General features: G+C 56.0%; 15 protein-coding genes and 1 tRNA gene. 13 read left to right on the forward strand and 3 right to left on the reverse strand.

What is annotated here, in order from left to right; all coding sequences use genetic code 11:
* Positions 1-17: 17 nt before the first annotated feature.
* The 3 genes from WMO36_RS00640 to dapC all read left to right on the forward strand — a co-directional run bounded on the left by WMO36_RS00640 (position 18) and on the right by dapC (position 3,099).
* On the forward strand, positions 18-1,514 hold the full coding sequence (locus WMO36_RS00640) for an APC family permease (protein ID WP_294450070.1): 1,497 nt from the start codon (positions 18-20) through the stop codon (positions 1,512-1,514).
* Between the two features lie 30 nt (positions 1,515-1,544).
* Complete coding sequence (fdxA, locus tag WMO36_RS00645; protein ID WP_349076419.1) at positions 1,545-1,865, forward strand: ferredoxin; 321 nt, start codon at positions 1,545-1,547, stop codon at positions 1,863-1,865.
* A gap of 79 nt (positions 1,866-1,944) precedes the next feature.
* The gene (dapC, locus tag WMO36_RS00650) at positions 1,945-3,099 is read left to right on the forward strand and encodes a succinyldiaminopimelate transaminase (RefSeq protein WP_302694799.1); all 1,155 of its coding nucleotides are present in this window, start codon (positions 1,945-1,947) and stop codon (positions 3,097-3,099) included.
* A 48-nt stretch (positions 3,100-3,147) separates the two neighbouring features.
* Here the strand turns inward: dapC and WMO36_RS00655 are convergent.
* Positions 3,148-3,235 (reverse strand) — tRNA-Ser (locus WMO36_RS00655).
* Positions 3,236-3,467: 232 nt separating this feature from the next.
* Between WMO36_RS00655 and dinB the strand changes: the two genes are divergently transcribed.
* The 8 genes from dinB (at position 3,468) to rpsI (ending at position 12,206) form a co-directional block, all read left to right on the forward strand.
* Positions 3,468-4,772 (forward strand): DNA polymerase IV, encoded by a 1,305-nt coding sequence (gene dinB, locus WMO36_RS00660; RefSeq protein WP_144165124.1) that lies wholly within the window; start codon positions 3,468-3,470, stop codon positions 4,770-4,772.
* A gap of 67 nt (positions 4,773-4,839) precedes the next feature.
* The gene (locus WMO36_RS00665) at positions 4,840-6,204 is read left to right on the forward strand and encodes a CapA family protein (RefSeq protein ID WP_250778977.1); all 1,365 of its coding nucleotides are present in this window, start codon (positions 4,840-4,842) and stop codon (positions 6,202-6,204) included.
* A gap of 81 nt (positions 6,205-6,285) precedes the next feature.
* The gene (locus tag WMO36_RS00670; protein ID WP_144170913.1) at positions 6,286-7,275 is read left to right on the forward strand and encodes a D-2-hydroxyacid dehydrogenase family protein; all 990 of its coding nucleotides are present in this window, start codon (positions 6,286-6,288) and stop codon (positions 7,273-7,275) included.
* A gap of 66 nt (positions 7,276-7,341) precedes the next feature.
* A complete protein-coding gene (locus WMO36_RS00675; protein WP_099571169.1) occupies positions 7,342-7,980 on the forward strand; it encodes a YigZ family protein in 639 nt (212 codons plus the stop codon).
* 32 nt (positions 7,981-8,012) lie between these two features.
* Positions 8,013-8,684, forward strand: coding sequence for an AbrB family transcriptional regulator (locus WMO36_RS00680; RefSeq protein ID WP_294450060.1), 672 nt, complete (start codon positions 8,013-8,015; stop codon positions 8,682-8,684).
* 68 nt (positions 8,685-8,752) lie between these two features.
* Positions 8,753-10,915 carry a 4-alpha-glucanotransferase gene (malQ, locus tag WMO36_RS00685; RefSeq protein ID WP_294450062.1) on the forward strand — a complete coding sequence of 721 codons (2,163 nt, stop codon included), beginning with the start codon at positions 8,753-8,755 and terminating at the stop codon, positions 10,913-10,915.
* A 329-nt stretch (positions 10,916-11,244) separates the two neighbouring features.
* Positions 11,245-11,694, forward strand: a complete 450-nt coding sequence (gene rplM, locus WMO36_RS00690) for a 50S ribosomal protein L13 (protein ID WP_003836021.1) — start codon at positions 11,245-11,247, stop codon at positions 11,692-11,694.
* A 20-nt stretch (positions 11,695-11,714) separates the two neighbouring features.
* On the forward strand, positions 11,715-12,206 hold the full coding sequence (gene rpsI, locus WMO36_RS00695; RefSeq protein ID WP_099570970.1) for a 30S ribosomal protein S9: 492 nt from the start codon (positions 11,715-11,717) through the stop codon (positions 12,204-12,206).
* Positions 12,207-12,294: 88 nt separating this feature from the next.
* Here rpsI and glgX read toward each other — a convergent pair whose 3' ends face one another.
* Positions 12,295-14,742, reverse strand: coding sequence for a glycogen debranching protein GlgX (gene glgX, locus WMO36_RS00700; protein ID WP_099570969.1), 2,448 nt, complete (start codon positions 14,740-14,742; stop codon positions 12,295-12,297).
* A 314-nt stretch (positions 14,743-15,056) separates the two neighbouring features.
* Here glgX and WMO36_RS00705 point away from each other — a divergent pair, with 314 nt between their 5' ends.
* Positions 15,057-15,458 (forward strand): VOC family protein, encoded by a 402-nt coding sequence (locus tag WMO36_RS00705; protein WP_065435493.1) that lies wholly within the window; start codon positions 15,057-15,059, stop codon positions 15,456-15,458.
* 170 nt (positions 15,459-15,628) lie between these two features.
* On the opposite strand, the gene WMO36_RS00710 is transcribed toward WMO36_RS00705, so the two are convergent.
* Positions 15,629-16,759: an ROK family transcriptional regulator gene (locus WMO36_RS00710; RefSeq protein ID WP_236824288.1), complete on the reverse strand. Its 1,131-nt coding sequence runs from the start codon at positions 16,757-16,759 to the stop codon at positions 15,629-15,631.
* A 217-nt stretch (positions 16,760-16,976) separates the two neighbouring features.
* Between WMO36_RS00710 and WMO36_RS00715 the strand changes: the two genes are divergently transcribed.
* Positions 16,977-18,245: an MFS transporter gene (locus tag WMO36_RS00715; protein WP_302694796.1), complete on the forward strand. Its 1,269-nt coding sequence runs from the start codon at positions 16,977-16,979 to the stop codon at positions 18,243-18,245.
* Positions 18,246-18,311 lie beyond the last annotated feature (66 nt).

Here is an 18,311-nt window from a genome sequence, read left to right on the forward strand (position 1 = left end):
GGGAGAAGGGAAACATGATGAACGTATTACGTAAGAAATCCGTCGAACAGACATTGGCGGAAACGGGGGAGTCGGGGCGCTCCCTGAAACGAGACCTGACCTGGTGGGATCTGGCCATTATGGGCGTGGCAGTGGCCGTCGGCGCGGGCATCTTCTCCATCGGCGCCCAGGCGGCAGCCTTCCATGCGGGCCCAGCCGTGATCATCAGCTTCCTCATCGCCGGCGTGGTATGCGGTGCGGCCGTAATGTGCTACGCCGAATTCGCGTCCATGATTCCGGTTGCGGGATCTGCCTACACCTTCACCTACACCACTGTCGGTGAGATCGTCGCATGGGTGATCGGCTGGGATCTGATCCTTGAAATGCTGATGGCAGGCTCCGTCGTATCCAAATATTGGGGCGTTTATCTCAACGATTTCTTCCGACTTGTCGGATGGAACATCAATACCAACGTCACCTTCGGATCATTTAATTTCGATTTCGCGCCAATCATCGTCGTGGCCTTCTTCACGACACTCTTGGTATGCGGCACGAAAATCGGCGCACGCGTAGACGGCGCGCTCACTATACTGAAAATCGCCATCGTGCTATTCGTCGTGATCGTCGGCTTCTTCTACGTCAAAGCCGAAAACTTCACCCCATTCATCCCACCGAGCGAACCGGCAGCCACCACCGGATCAGGCTTGACCGCAACCATGGAACAGCCATTATGGCAGTGGGTCACCGGCATGACCCCCAGCATCTACGGCATCACCGGCATCATTTCCGGCGCGGCCCTCGTGTTCTTCGCGTTCCTCGGCTTCGATGTGGTCGCCACCACCTCCGAGGAAACCATCAACCCGAAGAAGAACGTTCCGCTGGGCATCGGCGTGGGCATGGGACTGATCATCGTGCTCTACACCCTCGTCGCCATCGTCACCACCGGCATGGTCTCCTACAAAGACCTCGCCAAGCAGAAAGACCCGTCGCTCGCCACAGCATTCGAAATGGTCGGCGCTGACTGGGCCGCCAAAATCATCAGTTTTGGCATTGTGATCGGTCTGGCCACCGTGGTCATGGTGCTGCTGCTCGGCCTGACCCGCGTGGTGTTCGCCATGAGCCGAGACGGCCTGCTGCCGCGCCCGCTCAGTCACACAGGCAAGCACGGCACTCCAGTACGTCTGCAGATTGCCGTCGGCGTGCTCATGGCACTCATCGCAGCCAGCTGCAACGTCAGCATCCTTGCCGACATGGTGAACATCGGCACACTGTCGGCATTCACCCTTGTTTCCATCTCTATTCCGATCATGCGCAAGAAGCGCCCCGATCTGAAGCGAGTCTTCAAAATCCCCGGCAATCCATGGGTCCCTATCCTCATCGCGCTCGCCAACATCTGGCTCATGCTCAACCTGAGCGTGCTCACCTGGATTCGATTCGTGGTCTGGCTTGCGGTCGGCTTCTGCATCTACTTCGGCTACGGCTACCGCCACGCCCGACTCGGCACGGGAGAGCTGGAAGTTGACAATCAAGAGTAATCTTGAGCGGTAAGTGTTAAGGAGGTAACCATGCCATACGTTGTCGCTCAGCCGTGCGTCGATGTCAAAGACAAGGCCTGCGTGGACGAATGCCCGGTCGATTGCATCTACGAGGGCTCCCGTTCCCTGTATATCAATCCGAACGAATGCGTGGATTGCGGCGCATGCGAACCGGTGTGTCCGACCGAAGCCATCTTCTATGAAGATGATCTGCCAGACGAGTGGGCCTGGTACAAGGATGCCGCAGTCAGCTTCTTCGCTGAAGTCGGCGATATGGGCGGCGCTTCCGCAGCCGGTCCGATCGGCAAGGATCCGGGGCAGGTAGCTGCTCTGCCGCCGCAAAATCAGTGATTGGCATTTGAACGCGGCCTTTTCCCGTTGGAAGAGGCCGCATATTTTGTTTATAGAGGGTTATTAAGGAGTTTTCACGATGGGCTTTCATGAGTTTTCTTCGCCATACGATTGGTCGCGTATCGCAGCATACAAGCGCACGGCAAAAGCCGCGTTCGGAGGCATGATCGACCTGTCCGTGGGGTCTCCCGTCGATCCCGTGCCCGATTCGGTGCGCAAGGCGCTCGCAGTGGCGGCGAATGATCCGAATGCGTATGGATATCCGGTTACTGCAGGTACTGCCGATCTGCGTGCTGCGATTGCTGAATGGTTTTCGGTGACCCGCAATGTTGATTTGCAGGCGATTCATGCTGATGTGGTGCCTACCGTTGGTTCCAAAGAGGGCGTTGCGTTGATGGCGTCGCTGTTGCATTTCGGCGAGAATGATGTTGTGGTGCAGCCGAAGGTTTCGTATCCGACGTATGAGATCGGCACGCAGTTGGCTGGGGCGCAGGTGCTTAAGGTCGACGATGTGGCTGATGTCGCGTCGTGGCGCAATGTGCCTGGAGTCAAAGCGGTGTGGGTGAATTCCCCTTGCAATCCGACGGGCGAGGTGTATTCGGCTGAGCAGATGGCTGGCATTGTCGCAGCTGCGCGTGAGATCGGCGCGGTGGTGCTTTCCGACGAATGCTATGCGCTGATGCAGTGGAGGGACGCCGTGAATGGTGCTGAAGGTGATGCTGATTCTCTTGCGTCGACGCCGTGCGCGCTGCGTGACGATGTGTGTTTGGGCTCCGCAGAGGGCGTGCTGGTGCTTTATTCGTTGAGTAAGCAGAGCAATATGGCTGGGTATCGTACCGCGTTCATTGCCGGAGATGAGTCTTTGATTGCGTCGATGAGTGCATATCGCAAGCAGATTGGTCAGATTATTCCCGGTCCGGTGCAGGCTGCGATGGCTGCCGGATTGCGTGATCTGGAATCCGTCAAAGTTCAGCATGCGCGCTATCGGGAACGTCTCGGCGTGTTGGTGGGCGCGTTGCGTGCTTACGGATACTGTACCGACATGCCGGAAGGTGCGTTGTATGTGTGGGTGAGAGCCAAGTCGGGCGATTGCTGGACCGATATGGAACAGCTTGCCAAAATCGGCATCATCGCCAGCCCCGGCGAGTTCTACGGTGCGCCGGAATATCTGCGCTTCTCCGCCACCGCCAGCGACGGGGCGATCGCTTCCGCCGCTGAACGCTTGGCGCGCTAAAGCCAATACGCAAAAGGGCTTCCAGCGATCGCTGGAAGCCCTTACCTGCGGAGTCAGAGGGATTCGAACCCTCGAGCCGCTAAAAACGACTAACACCTTAGCAGGGTGCCCCTATCGGCCACTCAGGCATGACTCCACTGTTTTACCGTTTTCGCGGCGCAACAGCATGTAACTATACCATCTATCTGTGAGCGAAACACCATATCTCGAAAAAAAGATGGAAGAACGTTGGAGCATCAAGGAAAAATCCGTGATGTATGCATGTGTGCCGTATGGAATCGCAACTGTCGACACGCCGGTTTCATAAGATAAACTGCGATATTCGAACATTTGTTTCAACAGAACATGAAAACAGCTATCATGGAATCATGAGTACCGCACCGAGAATCGCAGCAGCCAAACGTGACTGGGGTCATGACGAGGCTGGATGCACGGTGCTGCATATCGACATGGACGCCTTCTACGCATCTTTGGAGGTGGCCAGGCATCCGGAATATCGCGGCAAGCCGGTGATCATCGGCGTGGGCAATCGTTCGGTGGTGTCTGCGGCCAGCTATGAGGCGCGGCAATACGGCATCAACTCGGCCATGGCAAGTTCCAGGGCTCAAAAGCTATGCCCGAACGGAATTTTCCTTCCGGTCGACATGCGCTACTATCGCGCGATGTCGCATCGCATTTTCAAGGAAGTGTTCAGCCGGATTACCGACCGCATCGAACAGGTATCGGTCGACGAATGCTATATGGACGTTTCCGGAGCGTTGCTGCAGTGGGGCAGTCCCAGTGCCATTGGGGCGTGGATACGTGAACAGGTGGCCTTGCGCTACAACATCACCTGTTCCGTCGGCATCGCGGCGAACAAGCTGGTCGCCAAAATGGCATCCACCAATGCCAAGCCCAACGGCATGTTGATGATTCCCGTGGCGCGGCATGCACAATTCGTGCAGATGATGCCATTGCGTGGCATTCCCGGCATCGGACCTTCTCTGGAAAAGCGTCTGAACGCGTGGGGCGTCAACTCGGTCGCCGACCTTGCATGCATGAGTCTCGAATCTCTGGAACAGGCCACCGGATCTGCTCTTTCCGCACACGGCCTGTATCAGGCGGCCCGAGGCCTGGACGATAGGCCCGTCGTGCCATACACGCAGGAAAAATCGATTGGCGCGGAACGCACCTTCGATGCGGATACGCAAGACATGCGGCAGGTGTGCTCCATGCTCCGCTGGTGTTGCGATGACGTGGCCACGTCTTTGCGCAGGAGGGGTTTCCTCGCTCGTAAAGTCATGGTCAAACTTCGGTTTCCGGATTTGAGCTACGCAACAAAAGGGCACACACTGGGCTGTCCTACGGATGCGGCAAGCGTGCTCTACCCGCAATGTGCCAATCTGCTGCTCTCCATGATGGGCATGGCTCCGGAGTCTGCGCATGCCATTTCCCTTACGCGCCCCGTGCGTTTGGCGGGAATGAGCGCCAGTGGGCTTGTACTTGCTGAAGAAGCTGTGATTCAGCCTTCGCTGGATGATCTACTCGAAGAAAACGAAGTCGAACAGCGTGCTGAAATCTCCGGCGGCAGCGCCCAGGCGCAGACGCATTCGGCGCGTTTGCGTGGCGCGGAGGCGGCGCTTGATGCGGTGCGTCGAAAATACGGTAACAATATCGCCAGCTTCGGGGTGTAGAAGCAAGGGCATATCCGTTATTCTTGAAGTGATGAGTTGAGAAGGTCCAGAGGAAGGCAGGGGTGCCATGAAATACAGGAAAGAGGCGGTACACGCGACCAATCCGGAAGTGCTTGCGGCCGGCCGTCGCAAACTTGTGTTTGCGGCATTGGCGGTGCTTGCCGTCGTGCTTGTGGCGGGAACTTGGCTGTTGGTACATAGTCTTCAACCGAAGCAGAACGATGCTGCCGTGAAGCCGGAGACGGCGGTAAGCCAGCCGAAAACGGTTGAAAAGAAGCAAGCGACTGAGCCTGCGGAGCATCATGGCAATTCTCCGGATTGCCCCGACACCGACTGCATCGCCATGCTTGTCAACGGAGATCTGCTGTTCCATGAGGGATTGTGGAACCAGTATGCCAGCGCCAACACCGCGGCCGCCGACGGCACCGCATTCGATTTCACCGGTCTGTTCGAGCCGATGCGCAAGTATATCGAAGCTTCCGACATCGCCGTATGTGAGTTCGAAACACCTATCGCACAACGTGGCGGTCCATATTCCGCCTATCCGATTTTCAATATTCCTCCGGAAGTGGCCGACGCCGCGAAAAACGTGGGGTATCGCGCTTGCACGCATGCGTCGAATCATTCCTGGGACCAAGGTGCTGACGGCATCGCGCGCTTGTGGGACACACTTGATCAGGATGGCATCGCCCAGACCGGCTCCTATAAAACCGAAGAGGATTCGTATAAGCCGTTGGTCATCGATTCGCCTACCGGTGGCGGCAAGCTTGGTCTGATTGCGGGAACCGTGTCGTTGAACGCGCAGACGCCTGACTACGACTGGCGTGTGGATCGCCTTCGCGAATCCGGAGATCCGAACCATCAGGCCGATATCGACAAGGCCGTGGCCAAGGCGAAGGCCGCTCGGGAACAAGGCGCCGACGTGGTGGCCATGGCCATGCATTCCGTGCAGGAATACTTGGATTACGCCGATTCCTGGCAGCAGGAGGAAGCGCACGAGCTAGCTGATACGGGTGCATTTGATGTGATCTATGGTGCCGGTTGCCATTGCGCGCAGCCGATCGAGAACTATAACGGCACTTGGATCATCTACGGTTTGGGCAATGCCGTAACCGAATCGGCCAATACGGCAGACACCATCGTAAACAACCAGGGTGTGACCGCGCGTATTCAATTCGCAGGCAAAAAAGGTGTGGCGGGCTCGTGGCGCGTCAACCGTATCGACTGGGTGCCCAGCGCCAATGAGACGCAAGGCAAATACCAATGGTGTTCGCTGGCAAGCGACCATCCGGACGGCACCTGTTGGGATGAAACGCAAGACGCGAATGTGCGCCAACGCATCTGGGACGTGCTCTACTCCATGGGCGCCGACCAAAACGTGGTCAAGGAATGGAATATAACCGCAGAGCGGGCAAGTTCATCTGGTGAATAGTTTTCCGTGGCACAATATGCCTCGTACCGTTGGTTGAAAACGTGGAAGAACCGCTTGAACGTACAGTGTGAGGTGAAAGACATGGATGAAATCTACGAAACCCAGCCGGAACGCACCGATCTGCCGCTGGTGGTTATGCCTGTCATCATCGAATCGATGATCGAACCGTTCGAAAAGCACTTCGAGCTGTTCAAAGACATTGCCCGCGTACGCATGTACAGGGATTTCACGCTCGATGAAGACACCATCGTCGCGCGTTGCGCCGAAGCCGACGCCATCATGGTGGTCGGATTCCACTGCACCGACTCAATCCTCGACCGTCTGAACGCCAAATGCTACGCTTTCGGCGGCACCGGCGTGGCCAGCTACATCAATCTAGACAAAGCAAAGGAACGTGGCATCCGCGTATGCAACGTGGTGCACTACGGCGACCATGCCGTAGCCGAACACACCATCGCACTGCTCATGGAACTCGCCAGGCAGGTCGGCAAGCTCGACAGGCAAGTCAAAGAAGGCAACTGGGGTGGTGCCGACGGCTACGAACTGTACGGTAAGAAGCTTGGCATCATCGGCCTTGGAGGTATCGGCCAAACCGTGGCGCGTATCGCCGGAGCGTTCGGTATGAACGTGTCCGCATGGAACTCCCACGTTCCCGAGCGGGTGTTCACCGATCTGAACGTCACTCCGGTTGACGACATGAACGAACTGATTGCCGGATCTGACGTGGTGTCCATCCACCTGCCGTTGTTGGACTCCACAAAAGGCATCGTCACCGCACAAAACCTTGAAGCCTTGAAACCGGAAACCATGTTCATCAACACGGCTCGCGCGGAAATCATCGAGCCGGGCGCGTTGCTCTCCAGACTCCAGCGCGGCGACATTCCTGCGGCACTTGACGTGTTTGACCATGAGCCGCTCGCTGTCGACGATCCGCTGTGCTCGATTCCAGGCATCATTCTCACCCCACACACCGCCTGGCGTACCGACGGCGCATATGTGGGCATCACCGAACAGGTGGTCCAATCGGTCGCTGCTTACTTTAAGGGCGAGGATTTCAACGTCGTCGTGTGAGCGATCGTACGAAGCGGTATAAGAAAAACGTACGGACGGTCGGCGTGATTAGGTAGGTTGAAAGACATGCAGACCATACTCGATTCCGCCGATCAGCCCGCACATGATGCGTTCGTCGAGAAGAAATCGGAATTCATTGGCGACGCCTGTCATATCGATTCCTTGGATGAGGCGATCGCGTTTGTGCAGATGATTCGCGATCAGCATCCGAAAGCCCGTCATGTTGCCTATGCTGCGGTGTGCGGCGGTTCCGACGGTCGTTTGGCCGAACGTATGAGCGATGACGGCGAGCCGTCGGGTACGGCCGGCAAGCCGATTCTCGACGTGCTGCGCGCCAACGAGATGACGGATTGCGCGGTTGCCGTCACCCGGTATTTCGGTGGGATCCTATTGGGTTCCGGTGGCCTGATCCGTGCATATTCCACGGGCGCGTCCATTGCCGTCAAAGCGGCGACCAAAGCGAAAATCGTGCCGTGTAGCGAATATCAGGTAACGCTCGACTACTCACAATTGGGCAGTTTTCAGAATCTTCTCGCCTCGGTGCAGGGTGAGCAGGCGGACGCGCAGTATACCGATCGCATCGTATTGGCGGTTGTCGTGCCGCAGGAGCAATCGCAGCAATTCGAATCGCGTGTGGTTGAAACGTTCAATGCAACCGTGACTCCGCAAAAAACGGGAACTTCCAATCGTCCGGTGAAAATGTGAATCCCGGAAGGCAATGGCGTAAGGTGGAAACTATGACCGATGCTGAAATCAAGCAAGACGGCAATGCCGAGAACGAATCCGCACAATCGCAAGACCAGAAGATTCCTTTGGATTTCGAGCCTCTGACCGCGACCTACGAGCGTTTGCGGCATTCCACGGATGCCGCTGAACTGAGTGAATTCGCGCGCCGGCCATTGCCTGACCGTTCCGAACAGGCTGCGTTCTCGCGCGCCACGGCACTGCTGGAGGCTGTCGCAGGCAATGCACATACGCCGTTGGAAGATCGTGTTTTCCTTGCGGAAACCATGCCGTTTCCGAATATTCTCGTTAAACTGTCCACCGACGAATCCACTGAGGTGCGCAAAGCCGTTGCCGGCAATGCCAATGATAAGAATTGGCTAGTGGGGCGTCTCACCAAGGATGAGTCCCTCGAAGTGCGCGATGTCGCGTTGCGCAACAAGCGGACATCTTGGAAGATGAGGCTCGAAGGCGCGCAGGATCCGGATATGGATTCGCGAACCCTTGATTTTTTGGGATCCTTGGGAACCGAGATCGAGCCGAATGCTCCGGCGGTGCTCGCTTCCATGGTGCGCAGGGCCGTTGCGTTGAACCCGAATGCATCCGATCAGATGCTGGAAAAACTTGCGCAGGATGCGTCGGGAGAAGTGAAAAGGGCTGCTGAAAAGCGTCTTTCGGAAAAATAGTTGCATACGTTGTCATGTTGTGAGATTCTTGCGCGTGGTGTGTGTGATTGGGGCATAGACTGTTGCTTATGACAGAACAGACCGAAAATGCAACGCGTCTAGCCCGTCCGCTCATTCGTCTGGCAAAGTTGGTGGGTGTCGCTACCAGTTATGTCGGTATGAGCCGTGATTACCACGAAATCGAAGACGATGTTCTTGTGGCGGTGCTCAAGGCGCTTGGAATCGACGCTTCCAACGATGATGCAATCGAACAGTCCATCGCCGCCATTCAGCGTGAACGTAACATCCGAATCATTCCTCCGACCGTGCTGCACATTGTCGGTAAGAAAAGCAAGATAGAGGTTCATGGCGGCGCGCTTGACGTTCCCGAAGCTTCCATCACGTTGGAAGATGGCGAGACGTATGCCGGCAAAATCGAGCATGAGGGCGGCAACGGTGCCGCGGTCGAGGTCGATGGCGGATTTGTGTGCACATCGTACCTGGTGCTTCCGGAAGACCTTCCCGAGGGATATCACACCCTTGAGGTCACCGTGGGCGGCAAGACGGAGTCTGCAACCGTTATCAGTGCTCCGGAGAAGATCGAACTGCTCGACGAGATGAAGGAAGGCTCCCTGTGGGGCTGGATGAGCCAGCTCTATTCCATCCGTTCCAGCGGTTCTTGGGGAATCGGCGATTATGAGGATCTGAAGGCCCTGCTCGTCGAATCCAAGAAGAAGACTGGTGCCGACTTCATGCTGATCAACCCGCTGCATGCCGCCGAGCCGGTGCCGCCGATCGAGCCGTCTCCGTATCTGCCGATTTCGCGCCGTTTCATCAACTTCAGCTATATTCGTCCGGAATCCATGCCGGAATATGCCGCGCTTTCGCCGGAAGACAAGGCGAAGGTCGACGCGCTGCACGAGCAGGTCGAGCCCCTCAACGGCGATGCGCAGGTTTTGGACCGTGAAACGATGTGGCGCACCAAGATGCAGGCGTTGTGGATCATCTACAAAGCAGGTCTTTCTGTACAGCGTCAAGCTGAGTTCGACCGGTATCTCGCCGAAGTGGGCGATGAGATCGAATCCTATGCCACGTGGTGCCTGTGCTACGACAAGTGGGGCGCCTCCAATGGCAGTGACGACGATTGGGTGCGTAAATACAATCGTGATTCCGAAGAGGTCGCGCAGCTTCGCGCGCAGTATCCTGACACGCTCGAATTCTACCGTTGGCTCGAATGGATCGCCACCGAGCAGCTGCATGCGGCCCAGCAGGCGGCTCGTGACGCAGGCATGAAGATCGGCATCATCGCCGACATGGCGGTGGGCGTGCACCCGGCCGGTTCCGACGTGTGGTGGAATCCTGAACGTTTCGCCAAGGGTGCCACGGTCGGCGCCCCGCCAGACATGTTCAACCAGCAGGGTCAGGATTGGAGTCAGCCGCCGCTGAACCCGATCGCCCTTGATCAGACCGGTTACAAGGTGTACCGAGACATGGTGCATGGCATGTTCTCCAATGCGGGCGCGGTGCGTATCGACCATATTCTTGGCTTGTTCCGCTTGTGGTGGATTCCGGAAGGCAAGAAGGCCATGGACGGCACCTACGTGCATTACGATTCTGACATCATGCTCGGCATTCTCGCGCTGGAAGCGTCTCGCGCCGGTGGCGTGGTCGTGGGCGAGGATCTTGGCGTGGTTCCGGCTTATGTGTCCAAGTCGCTGTCCGAGCACGGCATTCTCGGTTGCGCAGTGGAATGGTTCGAACAGTTCGACGGTGTGTTCCGTGCGCCGAAGGATTGGCGTCCGTATGCGCTGGCTTCCGTCAACACGCACGATTTGCCTCCGGCGGCAGGCTACTTGGAGTATGGGCATGTCAAGCTTCGCGAGCAGTTGGGATTGTTGTCCGGTCCGGTCGAGGAATTCCAGAAGTCCGCGGAAGCCGAGCATCACGCCATGCTGAACATGCTTGTCAAGGAAGGCTATCTTGACGCTGACGTGCTGGAAGACGAGCTTGCCAACGAAAACGAAATCGTCGACGCCCTGTACCGCGGTCTTAAGGGATCGCCATGCAAGCTGATGGCAGCATCCATCGTCGATGCGGTCGGTGAAAAGCGCACGCAGAACCAGCCGGGAACCAGCAACGAGTATCCGAATTGGCGTATTCCCCTGGCTGACGGAGATGGCAATGTCGTGCCGCTGGAAGAGTTGTTCGGCAATGCTCGACTGCAGGAGATCGCGGCGATTATGCGCGGCTGATCGCATTTGGCAGCAGCTTTTAGATATATAAAACCGGCGATATGAAACGGAACGTCCGTTTGTGTATCGCCGGTTTTTCGCTGCTGTGCAAAAAGGGGTATTTTGCGCTGATTTTGCTATGCGATGTGTCGCAAATGTCAAGGCTGGCGATATACTAGTAGATTGTTGTGTTTCCCTACGGGGTCCTTCAAAGCGCTTTTCCCACTCGCCATCGAGGACTTTCAGGGAGCCCACGGATAATGAGACCTGAAAACGGCATCATTCCGCGCTTAACCAACGCATTGATGTTGATGGAAGGTCCGGAACACAATATATAGAAAAGGTACATCGTGAAAACTTTCACTCCGAAGCCAGCTGATCTGACTCACGACTGGTACGTTATCGACGCCACCGACGTGGTGCTCGGCCGTCTCGCTTCCCAGGCAGCCATCCTGCTGCGTGGCAAGAACAAGCCGACCTACGCTCCGCACGCCGATTCCGGCAACCACGTGATCATTCTCAACGCCGATAAGATCGCTCTGACCGGCAACAAGTTGGGCAAGGAACTGTACATGCACTCCGGTCGTCCGGGTGGCCTGCGTCGCGATAGCTACGGCAAGCTGCTCAAGACTAACCCTGAGCGCATCATCAAGTCCGCTATCAAGGGCATGCTGCCGAAGAATCGTCTGGCCAAGGTCCAGCTGGATCGCCTCCACATCATCTGTGGCACCGAGCATCCGTACGCTGGCCAGAAGCCGCAGGTTTTCGAGATCGCTCAGGTCTCGCAGCAGGCTAAGTGAACCGAAGGGAGATAAGAAACATGGCTGAAAACACCAACGACTCCGCGGTTCTCGAGACCGAAGAGGAGCTCACCTCGTACACCACCGAAACCAACGCTGGCGCTGGCACCGGTACTTCCGCTATCGCTCCGGGCTACGGCACCGGTCGTCGCAAGGAAGCCGTCGCTCGTGTTCGTCTGGTTCCGGGCACTGGCAAGTGGACCATCAACGGTCGCACTCTGGAAGAGTACTTCCCGGCCAAGCTGCTGCAGCGTGAGGTCAACTCCCCGATCGTGCTTCTCAAGCTCGAAGGCAAGTTCGACGCTATCGTCCTCGTTGACGGTGGCGGCACCACCGGCCAGGCTGGCGCAATCCGTCTGGGCGTTGCCCGCGCTTTGAACGCCATTGATCGTGATGCGAACCGCGCAGCCCTGAAGAAGGCTGGCTTCCTGACCCGCGACGCTCGCGTCGTGGAACGCAAGAAGGCCGGTCTGCACAAGGCACGTCGCGCTCCGCAGTTCTCGAAGCGCTAAAGCTTTACGGCTTATACGAAACCCCTCGGAAATTCGTTTTCCGAGGGGTTTCTTGGTATTTGAGCGATTCAAGCAGCTCTTGATGGAATCAAGCGGTCGGCATCTGCTTCATCGCACTGATACTCAACGCCGGAAGCGTCCACAATGTCGGATCGTCTTCCGACAATCCATCGTCGGCGGATTGCAGATTTGCTTCATCGTCTTGCGTCTGCCAGTACATCATATTGATGCGGTGCAGATGATTGCGCAATCTGCCTGCCGGCTTGTTTTCCGACTCCTCGTCGAATTCCGACACCCGTTCGATGGACGTTCCCAAACCGGGATATTCTCCAACAATCTCAGCCGAGGACCAGACCATCTCCCATTCAATGCCTTTCGGAAGATGGAAACGCGTAACTTCGTCAGATCCATTGATCAGAATTAGCAGGGTCGGCTCGTCGGGGGAGAGCAGCTGCATGGCGAACGAGCGTACGGAAGGATTCGTCCAATCCGAATCGTTCGGCATCTGCCCGTCCGGAAGATACCAATGCACGCGATCGGATTTCTTCAGTAAACCGATTTCGCTCAGGCGAGTGAAGAAATCCTCATGATTGTACAAATCGAGGGATTTCCGCAATGTGATCAAGCGTGACATTAGATTGAATTGCTTCAATTCCGGCGTTTGCTCGGTGCTGTACAGCCAATCCCAATCAAGCCATGTAGTGTCGTTGTCTTGCGTGTAGGCGTTGTTGTTGCCGTTTTGCGAATTGCCGAATTCGTCGCCGGCGAGCAGCATTGGCGTGCCCAACGACAGTAGGAGCGTGCCCAGCAGGTTCATGATGGCGCGCTGGCGCTGCCGTACGATGATTGGGTTGCTGCTGGGGCCCTCGTGGCCGAAATTGACGGAATGGTTGTCGTTTGTTCCGTCGTGGTTGTTTTCGCCGTTGGCCTCGTTGTGTTTGCTCTTGTACATGGTCAGGTCGGCGGTGGTGAAGCCGTCGTGGCAGGCCACATAGTTCACGGAGGCGGTCGAACCGCGGCCGGGGTCGGTGGCGAACAGGTCGGAGGATCCACATAGTCGTGTGGCCATGTCTTGCATGGTCATTTCGCCGTGTTCGCCGCCGCGCGCGCGATTCACATCGGTCAGCCAGAATTTGCGTGTGCAATCGCGGAAACGGTCGTTCCATTCCGCGAAAGGAATGCCGAATTCGCCGGTACGCCAGCCGTTCGGGCCGCAATCCCATGGTTCCATGATCATTTTGAGATTGCCGAGCAGCATGTCGGAGCGCAAAGCGTACAGGAATGGATGGTAGCGGGTGAATTCACCGTCGAGACGTGCAAGCGTCGCCGCGAGATCGAATCGGAATCCGTCGATGCCAATGCGTTTGGCCCAATAGCGCAACGAATCCACGGCGAACGTGGTGACGTGCGTGTTGGTGAAATCAAGCGTATTGCCGCAGCCGGTGGTATCGTACAGGCGACTCATCTTGTCTTTGGTGCGTCGATAGTACGACAGATTGTCAAGTCCACGCCAACATACGGTCGGTCCTTCCGGTCCGGATTCGCAGGTGTGGTTGTAGACCACGTCCATAATCACTTCGAAACCGGCCTCGTGCAATGCGCGCACCATGTCAATGACTTCCTGGCGTACGGCGGCGGCGCCGGCCTCCTGCGAGCGTTTGGTGGCATATGAGGCTTCCGGTGCGAAATAGCCAAGCGTCGAATAACCCCAATAGTTGACGCGTCCACGTTCCTGCAGGAAGAGTTCGGACTGTTTGGCTTGGATCGGCAGCAGTTCGATGGAGGTGACTCCTAGATCCTGCAGGTAGGAAAGCGTCGCCGGATGCGCCAATCCTGCATAGGTGCCGCGAAGTTCTTTGGGCAGCCATGGCGCATTGGCGGTGAAGCCTTTGACATGCAGCTCGTAAATCACGGTTTTGCTCCATGGCACATGCGGATGCGACGGTTCGCCATCATGCTTGTTGGCAGCGCGGTCGTCTATGGCTACGGAAACGGGAACATGGCCTACGGAATCGATGGTGCTCATCGGTCCGAATGGTGATCCTTTGACTTTGCCGTTCGCGATTTCGCATTTGTAGGAGAATGCTCCGGGGTTGAGGTCTATTGATCCTTCGATGCCTTTGGCATAGGGGTCGAGCAGCAGCTTGTAGGGGTTGAAGCTCACGCCGCGGTCAGGGTCCCAAGGGCCGTTGACGCGGTAGCCGTATTGCATGCCATCCCATGCGTGGGGGATATGCACGTACCACAAGCCATAATTGGGGCCGTCCATGCGAAACAGCGTTTCACGCAGGTTGAGCGAGGGAATGCGTCTGGTGCAGACGCGTTGCTTCATCGCCTGGTCGATGAAGGTGAGTCCCGGCTCGTTGAACAGACGGACTGCATCGGCATAAAAGGCACTTGGTTGATCGAGGGGTTCAAGAACGCAGAACCATACCTGATCGGCGGTTTCGGAGCGGACGATGGCGTCGGCGCCACCGTCATCGGTGAAGTAGAGACCTGGTCGGGTTGCGTAGCGGTGCAAAGGTGGGTTCTTCATAACCTCATTCTAAACACTTTGAAATTATCTGTTGGCTTGCTATGTCGAGGCTGTCGACGCTCGTGCCGGTCTGATCCAGCCGTGAGCTTGAACTCGAGCAGGTGCAGGACTTCCTCGACGGCAAAAATCGCCACCGCTTCCAAGGCTGTCGTCAAAATCGGTGCCTGACGTTGTTTATTCGTCCTGAACAGCCTGGAATTAGCAAAAAAGTGTCACAATATGACGGTAAATGCGCCGCTGACATCGCCGCATAGCGCATATCCTAATCACAAAAGGGAAAACAATCGTATTCATCGTTATCAGGAGGTAATTTTATGACGAAAGCAATGTCTGAATTCACTACCGATCTGCAGCATTCCGGCATGCCGGCGAAGGATCTCGACGAAACCATCGAATTCTATACGAAGAAGCTTGGTTTCGAATTGGCCGGACTGTTCCATAACGGCGAAAACCGTTGCGCATTCCTGCGTTACGGCCATCTGACCATCGAAACATGGGAGGGTGATCCGGCTCCGCTGACTACTGGTGCCATTAATCATTGGGCATTCGACACTCCCGACATCGAAGCCGCATTCGACAACGCGAAGAAACTCGGACTGAATTTCAAAGATAACGAAATCCAGCATATCGACAGCTTCTGGGAGCACGGCATTCGTTACTTCAATGTGTACGGACCGAACGGCGAAACCATCGAATTCTGCCAGATTGTCAAATAACTATCATTAGATGAGTACCGTCAAATAATCGCTGAAAACAAATACAGCAAGCGAAGCAGGCGGAAGAAAACAAAGAAGCGTGCGCTGAACCTTATATACGGGTTCGGCAACACGCTTCTTTTGTTATGCAATCGATGCGATTAATGCGATTAATATGTGCGCAAAAGCGGTCACATATCGCATAATTCGCGTACGTAAGGCTCCACAAAGCGCAATGCCGCGCCGATAATGTCTTGATGGTCGAGCGCCATCCCCTTGCGCAGGGTGAAATCCGTGGTGCCGAATGGCGTATGTTCTACCACGCGTTCGCGTAGTCCGGCCATATCGTCATCGTCGAGATATTGTGCTGCCTCACCGCTGATAATCACGTCGCCGGCCAATACCGAGCGAATATTCGTTACCGCCAGCGCCACATAATCCAGCCATTGCGAGAATCGTTTGCGGTGCTCCTGCTCGCCTTGTTCCAACACCGAGAAGAAGCCGGGCAGGCTTTCGCCGTCCTCCATCAGCGTTTCCGGCGAGCAGTAGGTGTCCATGCATCCCAATTGCCCGCAATAGCAAGGGTTTCCGCCTGGAATCAGCGTCATATGTTCGATTGAGCCATTGCATTGGTTTGGCCCTTGGTAGAGCGATCCGTCCACGATGACCGCGCCTCCTGGGCGTCGTTCGAGGTAGATGCAGACGGCATCCTTCAGATTGTGGTCGAACCAAAGTTCCGCCATGGCAGAAGCGTCGAAATCGTGAATCATCAGCGACGGATAGTTGAGGCCGTGGCTGAGTTCGCTGAGTTTCAGGCCGGTGTTGTTCATGATTTTGCCGAAGGTGATCGACTGCCCGTCTACCGATACGATGCCTTGCATGCAGAAGGCCACGCCTAGCACCGTGCTGCCTTGTTTCGCCAGTTCCTGCGCGAAACCGTTGATGATGCCGTTCATGCGCTGGTAGTAGGCGTCGTTGTTGCGATAGGGGAGTGTGCGCTGTCTGGTGGCCACGGATTTGCCGTTCAGATCAATGGCGATGGCCGTGATTCGTGTGGTTTGGATTCGCACGCCGATAGCCACACTGGAGTGTGCCGCGAATTCGTAGATTTGCGCTTTGCGTCCACCGGTGGATTGCTGCATCTCGCCTTTGACGATGAGCCCGTCGGCCTCCATGGCGCGCAGATTCTGCGTGATGGTTGGCAGGCTGAGCCCTAATTCGTGTTCGAACATCTGCTTGGTGGCTGAACCTTGGGTATAGATGAACGCGGTCATGGCCTTGAGATTGGCTTCTTTGACTGATAGGGCGGATTGGGCTTTCACTGGTTGATCCTTCCTGCGCAACTTCTTTTTCAAGACTACTTCATAAAAGTCCTTTCCTTATGTTTCGTGTTGGTCTGAGATATCAGGTATTGCAAAAAAGTATCAAAAATAGCTGTGCATAAAGGATTTTCTGCCACTTTTCTGCGTCGAAAATATGTTTATCAACAAAAAAGTTGAGACGGTGACAACGACGTTCTACCAAGAAAAGAGACATGTTATGAAGATAGGTCTGCCGCGCACGCTATTGGCCGGCTTGGTCGCCATAGCGGTGTTCATGACTGGCGATGGCTTTGAATTGACTTTTTTGTCCAAATACATCGTGGACCAGGGATTCAGTTCTTCACAATCGTCGCTGATGTTCACCATGTACGGGCTGATGGCTGCGCTTGCTGGCTGGGCGTCCGGTGTGCTAGCTGAAATGTTCGGTGCCAAACGCATCATGCTTATCGGCGCGAGCGCCTGGGTCGTTTTGCACCTGCTGTTCGTCGGTGTGGCGCTGCCGAGCGGCGTCTATCTGCTGATGCTAGGCGTGTATGCGTTGCGAGGTGTTGGCTACCCGCTGTTCATTTACTCGTTCGTGGTGTTGATGGCGCAAACCATCGATCCCGCCAAGCTCGCGTCGGCCATGGGGTGGTTTTGGGCCGCCTACTCGTTCGGCATTGGCGTATTCGGCGCATATTTGCCGAGTTTCACCATTCCGCTGGTGGGGGAGTACTACTCGCTGTGGCTTTCGTTGCCGTTCTCTATAGCTGGACTGCTGATTTGCCTGCTGCTGGTGCCGAAAAGCAAGGGTGCTGACACCTCTTCCATGAGCAATGCCGACAAGCTGCGCGAGCTTAGTCGAGGAGCCACCATTCTGGTGCATAATCGCCAAATTGCATTGGCTGCGGTGGTGCGTGTGATCTGCAATCTGACGTTGTATGGCTTTCCCGTCATCATGCCGCTCTACTTAGCTACTACCAACAATGGTGGCGGAGCTTGGTTTGAGGTTTCGCAATGGAGTCAGATTTGGGGATTCCAGTTTGTGGTCACCATTTTTGGCAATGTGTTCTGGGGTCGTATGGGCGATTCGTATGGTTGGATGAGGCAAATGCGCTGGTTTGGCTGCTGGTTCTGTGTGATCGGCACGCTGGGCATGTATTACATTCCGCAGTTTTTCGGGGCGAATATGGTGCTTATGTGCGCTGATGCGGTTGTTCTTGGATTGGGAATTTCCGCTTTCGTTCCTATGGGAGCCGTGTTTCCCGCGTTGGCACCGGAACATAAGGGTGCTGCGATTTCCGCGCATAATCTCGCTTCCGGCCTGACCACGTTTTTCGGTCCGCTGATTGCGACGGTGCTGATTTCCACTGTCGGATTCGGCGGCGTGTGCTGGACGTATGCGATCTGTTATGCGATCGGATCGTTGGCCACGTTCGGCATTCATCCTCATCAACCCGGATTTGACGATCGCGGCCATCGCATTGTCACGATCGGACGTAACTAATCGCAATTGAATATCAATTGCTCAAGCATCATCATTTTTCTCAAAAAAACCATTATCCACAAAGGA

The sequence above is a fragment of the Bifidobacterium hominis genome, assembly GCF_040095915.1.
Taxonomy (GTDB): domain Bacteria; phylum Actinomycetota; class Actinomycetes; order Actinomycetales; family Bifidobacteriaceae; genus Bifidobacterium; species Bifidobacterium hominis.

Excerpts from the sequence above, each read along its gene's own strand:
- WMO36_RS00640 (WP_294450070.1), top strand. The coding sequence starts at position 18 with ATGAACGTATTACGTAAGAAATCCGTCGAACAGACATTGGCGGAAACG.
- fdxA (WP_349076419.1), top strand. The coding sequence starts at position 1,545 with ATGCCATACGTTGTCGCTCAGCCGTGCGTCGATGTCAAAGACAAGGCC.
- dapC (WP_302694799.1), top strand. The coding sequence starts at position 1,945 with ATGGGCTTTCATGAGTTTTCTTCGCCATACGATTGGTCGCGTATCGCA.
- dinB (WP_144165124.1), top strand. The coding sequence starts at position 3,468 with ATGAGTACCGCACCGAGAATCGCAGCAGCCAAACGTGACTGGGGTCAT.
- WMO36_RS00665 (WP_250778977.1), top strand. The coding sequence starts at position 4,840 with ATGAAATACAGGAAAGAGGCGGTACACGCGACCAATCCGGAAGTGCTT.
- WMO36_RS00670 (WP_144170913.1), top strand. The coding sequence starts at position 6,286 with ATGGATGAAATCTACGAAACCCAGCCGGAACGCACCGATCTGCCGCTG.
- WMO36_RS00675 (WP_099571169.1), top strand. The coding sequence starts at position 7,342 with ATGCAGACCATACTCGATTCCGCCGATCAGCCCGCACATGATGCGTTC.
- WMO36_RS00680 (WP_294450060.1), top strand. The coding sequence starts at position 8,013 with ATGACCGATGCTGAAATCAAGCAAGACGGCAATGCCGAGAACGAATCC.
- malQ (WP_294450062.1), top strand. The coding sequence starts at position 8,753 with ATGACAGAACAGACCGAAAATGCAACGCGTCTAGCCCGTCCGCTCATT.
- rpsI (WP_099570970.1), top strand. The coding sequence starts at position 11,715 with ATGGCTGAAAACACCAACGACTCCGCGGTTCTCGAGACCGAAGAGGAG.
- glgX (WP_099570969.1), bottom strand. The coding sequence starts at position 14,742 with ATGAAGAACCCACCTTTGCACCGCTACGCAACCCGACCAGGTCTCTAC.
- WMO36_RS00705 (WP_065435493.1), top strand. The coding sequence starts at position 15,057 with ATGACGAAAGCAATGTCTGAATTCACTACCGATCTGCAGCATTCCGGC.
- WMO36_RS00715 (WP_302694796.1), top strand. The coding sequence starts at position 16,977 with ATGAAGATAGGTCTGCCGCGCACGCTATTGGCCGGCTTGGTCGCCATA.